The sequence below is a fragment of the Pseudomonas sp. SDO5522_S412 genome (assembly GCF_054071215.1).
In genome coordinates this window covers 1-6,751 of the sequence record NZ_JBSVWQ010000281.1, presented here as the reverse complement: position 1 = coordinate 6,751, position 6,751 = coordinate 1, and the positions used below count along the sequence as shown (strand labels likewise).

The 6,751-nt window shown below is 62.1% G+C and carries 8 protein-coding genes; 4 read left to right on the top strand and 4 right to left on the bottom strand.

Going from position 1 to position 6,751, the window contains the following annotated elements:
• Positions 1-75: 75 nt before the first annotated feature.
• Positions 76-1,077: an ABC transporter substrate-binding protein gene (locus ACW9I6_RS29535; RefSeq protein ID WP_177022740.1), complete on the bottom strand. Its 1,002-nt coding sequence runs from the start codon at positions 1,075-1,077 to the stop codon at positions 76-78.
• Positions 1,078-1,234: 157 nt separating this feature from the next.
• On the opposite strand from ACW9I6_RS29535, the gene ACW9I6_RS29530 reads away from it, so the two are divergent.
• Positions 1,235-2,131 (top strand): LysR family transcriptional regulator, encoded by an 897-nt coding sequence (locus ACW9I6_RS29530; protein ID WP_457340136.1) that lies wholly within the window; start codon positions 1,235-1,237, stop codon positions 2,129-2,131.
• Here the strand turns inward: ACW9I6_RS29530 and ACW9I6_RS29525 are convergent, their stop codons facing one another.
• Positions 2,132-2,524 carry a RidA family protein gene (locus ACW9I6_RS29525; RefSeq protein WP_008436909.1) on the bottom strand — a complete coding sequence of 131 codons (393 nt, stop codon included), beginning with the start codon at positions 2,522-2,524 and terminating at the stop codon, positions 2,132-2,134.
• A gap of 148 nt (positions 2,525-2,672) precedes the next feature.
• Here ACW9I6_RS29525 and ACW9I6_RS29520 point away from each other — a divergent pair, with 148 nt between their 5' ends.
• Positions 2,673-3,104: a hypothetical protein gene (locus ACW9I6_RS29520; RefSeq protein WP_457340135.1), complete on the top strand. Its 432-nt coding sequence runs from the start codon at positions 2,673-2,675 to the stop codon at positions 3,102-3,104.
• Between the two features lie 16 nt (positions 3,105-3,120).
• Here the strand turns inward: ACW9I6_RS29520 and ACW9I6_RS29515 are convergent, their stop codons facing one another.
• Both ACW9I6_RS29515 and ACW9I6_RS29510 read right to left on the bottom strand, forming a co-directional pair.
• Positions 3,121-3,519 (bottom strand): VOC family protein, encoded by a 399-nt coding sequence (locus tag ACW9I6_RS29515; RefSeq protein ID WP_457340134.1) that lies wholly within the window; start codon positions 3,517-3,519, stop codon positions 3,121-3,123.
• Positions 3,520-3,535: 16 nt separating this feature from the next.
• A complete protein-coding gene (locus ACW9I6_RS29510; protein WP_457340133.1) occupies positions 3,536-4,279 on the bottom strand; it encodes an SDR family NAD(P)-dependent oxidoreductase in 744 nt (247 codons plus the stop codon).
• A gap of 139 nt (positions 4,280-4,418) precedes the next feature.
• Between ACW9I6_RS29510 and ACW9I6_RS29505 the strand changes: the two genes are divergently transcribed.
• Entirely contained in the window at positions 4,419-5,315 is an 897-nt protein-coding gene (locus tag ACW9I6_RS29505; RefSeq protein WP_457340132.1) for an AraC family transcriptional regulator N-terminal domain-containing protein, read from the top strand.
• Positions 5,316-5,365: 50 nt separating this feature from the next.
• On the top strand, positions 5,366-6,682 hold the full coding sequence (potE, locus tag ACW9I6_RS29500) for a putrescine-ornithine antiporter (RefSeq protein WP_457340131.1): 1,317 nt from the start codon (positions 5,366-5,368) through the stop codon (positions 6,680-6,682).
• The last annotated feature ends 69 nt before the right edge of the window (positions 6,683-6,751 follow it).

The following is a 6,751-nucleotide window of genomic DNA, read 5'->3' as shown; positions in this document are numbered from 1 at the left end:
TGTATCGACTGACCCACCGCATTCGCGAGCAAGCCCGCTCCCACATTTTTGTGTGCGTTTCAATTCAGAATGGAGTCAGCTGCCGTTCCCGCCATGCGCCTCTTCAAAGAAGTAATCCTTCCAGCTCCCCGCCTTGTTCTTCAACACGCCCAACTCCTGCAATTTCTCGGCATAGATATAGGTACGCTGCGGCACGATGGTGAAGTCGATTTCCGGGTCCTGGACAATCTTCTCCACCAGCGCCAGCGGTAGCTTCGACTGCTCTACACGAATGTAAGCCTGGGCAGCTGCCGGCTTGTCGGCCTTGATGATTGTCTCGGCCTCGGCCAACGCGTCATAGAACGCCTTGTAGGTCTTGGGGTTCTCGTCGTGGAATTTCTCGGTGGTGTACAGCACATTGAACGTCGCCGGGCCGCCGAGAATGTCGTAGGAACTCAGCACCTTGTGCACCTTGGGATTCAACAACTCCTGGTACTGGAACGGCGGGCTGGAAAAATGCGCGTTGATCTCCGAACCGCCAGCAATCAGCGCCGCAGTGGCGTCCGGATGCGCCAGGCTGATGGAGATATCGTCGAACTTCTTGTAGTTGTCGTTCCCGAACTGCTTGGCGGTTTCAATCTGCAAGGTACGCGACTGAAAACCCACACCGGCGGCCGGTACGGCGATGCGGTCTTTTTCGCTGAAGTCCTTGAGGGTCTTCACATCCGGGTTATTGGTCAGCAGGTAGTTGGGCATCGAGCCCAGCGAGGCGATGGCCTTGACGTTCTGCTTGCCCTTGGTGCGGTCCCACAGCGTGAGCATGGGCGGCACACCCGCCGACACCACGTCCAGCGCGCCGGCCAGCAGCGACTCGTTCATCGCGGTGGCGCCGGAGATACTGTTCCACTCCACCTTGATGTCCAGGCCCTGTTCCTTGCCGTGTTTCTCGATCAGGTTCTGGTCACGAACCACATCGAGGATCAAGTAGCCGATGCCGAATTGCTGGGCGATGCTGATCTTGCCTTCGGCGTGCGCACCAAGGCTGAGGAGCGCACTGGCTGCTGCAAGGAGCGTCAGGGTGGGTCGTTTTATTATCATGAGAACGCTGCCGCGAGGTTGAGAAGGGTTGCGAGCGTAGCGGCCCACGTACAGTGCGAAAAAGAATATCGCGATCTATGGATATACGAAAAACACTGCCCGCCGGCGCTGCTATATTGCGCGCCTGTGCCTGATGTCATCCCCGGAGCCACTCTGCATGCTGCGCACCAACCTCAACGAGATGCTGATCTTCATGGCGGTGGTCGATGGCGCCAGCTTCGTCGCCGGTGGCCAGGCGATGGGCCTGACGCGCTCGGCGGCCGGCAAAGCCGTGGCGCGCCTGGAGGACAGCCTTGGTGTGCGCCTGTTGAACCGCACCACCCGCACCTTGAGCCTCACCGACGAAGGCCGCGCGCTGTATGACCAGGGTCTGGAGATCCTCGCCGCAGTGGACAACGCCCAAAGCCGCATCGGCCAGCCCACCGGGGTACCGCGCGGTTTATTGCGGCTTACGCTGCCCGATGCGTTCGGGCGCAAGGTGTTGCTGCCGTTGTTGAAGAAATACCTGCACGCCTGGCCCGAGGTGCAGGTGGAAGTCAGCTTCAGCGACCGCACCGCCGATATCGTCGAGGAGGGCTTCGACCTGGCCATCCGCATCGGCAGCGCCAACACCGACCGCCAACTGGTTTCCCGCGTGGTCGCTCGTTATCAGGCGCTGCTGTGCGCCGCACCGGACTATCTCGCCGAGCACGGAATGCCACGGGACATGGACGCCCTCGCCCACCACGACTGCCTGTATTTCAGCAGCCGCACGCGCAAGCAAAGCTGGCGCTTTCGCGAATCGGATGGCACCTGGGTCAAGGCGTACGGGCGCAGCCGCCTGCGCCTGGACAGCGGCGAAGCACTGCGCGACGCTGCCGTGTCCGGGCTGGGCATCGCCTTGCTGCCGGACTTCGTGGTGGCCGAGGACCTGGCCGCCGGACGCCTGGTACAGGTGCTGCCCGACCTGGACGCCGGAGACGTGGAGATCCTGGCGATGTACCCGAGCAAACGCTTCCTGGAGCCTCGGGTACGGCGCTTTATCGACCTGATGGTGGATGAGCTGGCGGGCTGATCAGTCGGCGTGGGCAATCACCTTGATCTCGACGATCTGTGCATCGGACGCCAGGTAATTCACGCCGACCAGGGTCGCGGCCGGGCGATGCTCACCGATGTATTCTTTCCACACATTGACCACCGCTTCAAAATCGCGCTTGGCATGCACCAGGAAGAAATCCACCGCGGCAATGTTCGAGCGGCCAACGCCGAAGCCGGCCAGCACATGGTCGAGGTTCTCCAGTGTCTGGCGGGTCTGGGCGGCGGCATCACCGTCAACGAACTCACCTTCCAGGGTGTGAGAAAACTGCCCGGCAATATAGATCGTGCCATTGACGCGGTAGCCCTGGCTGACGCTGTTGCCCTCTTCCCATGAAACGCCGTGGTTGTAGATCGTGGATTTGCTGCTCATGTCGGTTTCCTTGGGCGATGATTTAAGGAAACTGTAACAAGGGCATTGGCGAATGGACGTCCCCACTGAGGCGACCAAAAACTACCCGCCCACGCCCTTCGGCTGGTATCGTGCCGCCCTTGAAAAAACCGCTGCGAGGAAATGGACCTTGAACACTGACGAAAAAATGACCGGGGACCTGTTCGAGGTGGATAAGCGCCTGTCACTCAAGCCCGTGGTGGACTTCAACAACTACCTGCGCAGTGCCTTCGGCGATGGCCCCTGCACCTGCATCCGCTGCGTCGCCAGCGAGGGCAGCGAGGCCGGCTACGAGTTTCAGCACACCTTCGATTTCGACGGCAAAAAAAACCACCGTCGCTTCGCCTCCACCGCCGGCAGCGACGTGCTGCTGATACTGAAGAAAGCCTGGTTGTCTTACACCAAGGCCGAGATGCCGTTGAGCGGCGCGCTGGCGCTGGACACGGTGAAGGAATTTGTCGAGCCGCAGCTGCACAAGCGCGTGGCGCCGCTGTTCCTGGCCAGTGGGTTGGTCAAGGATGTGGAAGGTGAGTTGCGGATGCAGCCGCAGGCCGCGGGCTGATCATCGACGGCTACCGCTAGATGTGCTGCCAGTTCTTGTAGACAAATTCCAGGCTGTAGCCGTCGGGGTCCAGCACGTTGGCCGCGTAGTAGTTCGGGTCATAGTGCAATCGTGCCCCAGGGGCTCCATTGTCGACGGCGCCCGCGTTCATCGCCGCCAGGTAAGCCGCATCGACCTCGACCCGGCTGCCGGCGACGAACCCCACATGCACCGCCCTCCCCTCGACCGCGCCCTCGCGCAACCAGAAGAAGATCCGCCCGTTCGCGCCGAACCCCTTGAGGTCCGGGTGGCCCGGCGGACCGTCCTTGCCGTCGTAGTCGTGGCGCGTGGTGATGCCCAGCGGTGTCAGTGCAGCACGGTAGAAATCGATAGAACGTTGAATGTCGCTGACCGACAAAAAGACATGATCCAGCATGCTGTAGCCTCGCTCTTCAGATGATGTAACCGCCCGCGACCTCGATCGTCTGGGCATTGATCCAGCGGCCTTCTTCAGACAGCAACATGGCGATCACGCGCGCCACGTCTTCAGGCTCGCCCACTCGGCCGAGGGCCGTTTGGGAAGCCAGCAGCGCTTCGAACTCATCATTGAGCCCGCCGCCCAGTTCGGTGCGGATGGCGCCCGGAGAGACGGCATTCGCACGGATCTGCCGCTCGCCATACTCCTTGGCCATGTAACGGGTGAGTACATCCAGCGCGCCCTTGAAGGCTGCGTAAGGTGCTACGCCAGCGGTGGCGACGCGAGTTGTCGCGCTGGTGAGGTTGACGATGCAGGCGTGGGCTTGCAGCAGCGGCAACAGGGTTTGAGTCAGGAAAAACGGCCCTTTGAGGTGCACATTCAGCAGGCCGTCGAACTGGGCCTCGGTGACCGATTCCAGGGGATTGAACAGTCCATAACCGGCGTTATTCACCAGGCCATTCAACCCACTCACACCCCAGGTGGCCGATAACGCCTGCTTTACCGCCTCGCCAAAACCTTGGAAGGAACTGATGTCGGCCACGTCCAATGGCAGCGCGACCGCCTTGCCGCCCGACGATACGATTCGCTGCACAACCGCCTGGGCGGCCTCTGGATGATTGTTGTAGGTCAGGATCACGCCCATGCCTTGCCGGGCACACAGTTCTGCGGTGCTGGCACCAATGCCACGGCTGCCGCCGGTAATGAGGATAACGCCCATGTGTGGCTCCACTGCTTGCTCAAATGAGTCACCACAGTAGGCTTGCGCGCCTGCGCCGACGCAGCCGTTCCCGCTCGAAACCTGCCTGTTTCTGCTTTTTGCTTGCACAGGGCACACCTGGGCGCTCAGCATGCCCGGCATGAACACACAACTGATCGAACTGCGTACCCTGGCCGCCAAGGCTGAAAACCGTCGCACTGAAACCGGCATCCCGCGAGTGGCCATGGTCCAGGGCGCGATTCCCGAGCACATGCTGGCCGCGGTGTACGACCCGATGATCAACCTGATCCTGCAGGGCAGCAAATCCATGACCGTGGGCGACCGCACCCTGCAGTACGACCCGGCGACGTACTTCGTGATGTCCATCGAGCTGCCCGCCGTGGGCACTGTGCACCCGGCGGCGACCGGTGAACCCTACCTGGCGGTCAGCCTGACACTGGACCCGACGGTGCTCGCGACGCTGCTGAGCGACTTGCCCGAACCTGCCGGGCGCTACGACCACAATGCCGGCTTTTCCGTGGCCGCCGTCACCCCCGAACTGATGGACGCCTGGCTGCGCATGCTGCGGCTGATGGGCAACCCTGAGGCGATCACAGCCCTCGCACCGGTATACGAGCGCGAGATCCTCTACCGCGTATTGCAAGGCCCCCACGGCTGGATGCTGCGTGAAATCGCCGCGCCGGACACCGCCATGGCCCGGGTGAGCCAGGCCATCCAGTGGATCCGCCGAGACTTCGCCGAACCGATCCGGGTCGAAGCCCTGGCACAGAAAGCCGCGATGAGCGTGTCAGCCTTCCACCGCCACTTCAAGGCCGTCACCAACCTGAGCCCGTTGCAGTACCAGAAGCGCGTGCGCCTGCTACAGGCGCGCACGCTGATGGTGGGCGGCGCCAGGAACGTCACCAGCGCCGCCTTCGAAGTCGGCTATGAAAGCGCCACTCAGTTCAGCCGCGATTACGCCCGGGTGTTCGGCCTGCCGCCGGCTCGCGATGCCGCGCGAATCCTCGGAGAAAACCGGAGCCCGAAGGCACGCTGACCACAACGTGCTAGCCTGCCATCGCACGCCCCCACGACAAGGAGTTGCCGATGGCCGAGCCAAGCAAAAAGATGAGCCTGATGGGCCTGACCACCCTGGTGGCAATCAACATGATGGGCTCGGGAATCATTATGCTGCCCGCCAGCATGGCGCAATTGGGTGCGATTTCGCTGCTGTCGTGGCTGATCACCGCCGTGGGCTCGATGGCGATCGCGTACTGTTTTGCCCAGTGCGGCCTCTTCTGCACCCGCACCGGCGGCATGTCGGCCTACACCGAAGAGGCCCACGGCAAGTCCGGGTTCTTCCTCTGTTCGTTCCTGTATTTCCTGTCGCTGATCATCGCCAATGTGGCGATTGCGATTTCGGCGGTGGGCTATCTATCGTCGTTCATCCCGTGGCTGGGCAGCGGGCCGATCCCGTTGTTTATAGGCACCCTCGGGCTGATCTGGCTGACCACCGTGGCCAACTTCGGCGGCCCGCGCCTGACTGGCCGGATCGGCGTGGTTACCGTATGGGGCGTGATCATTCCCGTGGCGGGCTTGAGCGTGTTCGGCTGGTTCTATTTCAAGGCCGAGGTGTTCAGCGACGCCTGGAATCCCAACCAGTTGCAACTGTGGGATGCGATTGGCGCGAGTATCCCGCTGACCCTCTGGGCGTTCCTCGGCATGGAGTCCGCGGCCCAGGGCTATGACGCGGTGGAAGACCCCAAGCGCACCGTGCCGCTGGCCTGCCTGCTGGGCACCCTCGGAGCGGCGCTGGTGTATGTGCTGTCCACCAGCGTGATCCAGGGCATCGTGCCTAACGCCGAACTGGCCGAGTCTTCCGCGCCGTTTGCCCTGGTGTATGCGCAGATCTTTACGCCGCTGGTGGGCGATATCATCATGGCGCTGGCGGTGGTGGCGTGTATTGGTTCGCTGTTGGGCTGGCAATTCACCCTGGCGCAAACGGCCAAGATGTCGGCGGACCAGCGTCTGTTTCCGCGCTTCTTCAGCCGGGTCAGCCGCGCCCACGCGCCGGTGTTGGGGCTGATTGCCTGCGCGGCGTTGCAGAGCTTGATTGCCTTGTCGACCATCTCGCCCACCGCCAGCGCCCAGTTCGGCAAGCTGGTGAACCTGGCGGTGGTGACCAATTTGATTCCTTATGTCACCGCGCTGACCGGGCTGCTGGTGATGATGCACAAGGCGCGGGTGGCGGCGGTGGTGTATGCGCGCAATACCACGGTGTTGCTGATTGCCGTGGGGTATTCGCTGTATGCGATTTATGCGTGTGGTGAGGAGGCGGTGTTTGGTGCGACGCTGGTGTTGGCGTTTGGGTATCTGTTGTATGGTTTTTTGGCGCGGCGGTTTATCACGGCCGGTGGTGGGTGAATATCCGTTATTTTGGTGATGGCTGAGATTGGTTCCGCTCTTACAGCGGCTCACTTTTGAAAAGCGCAA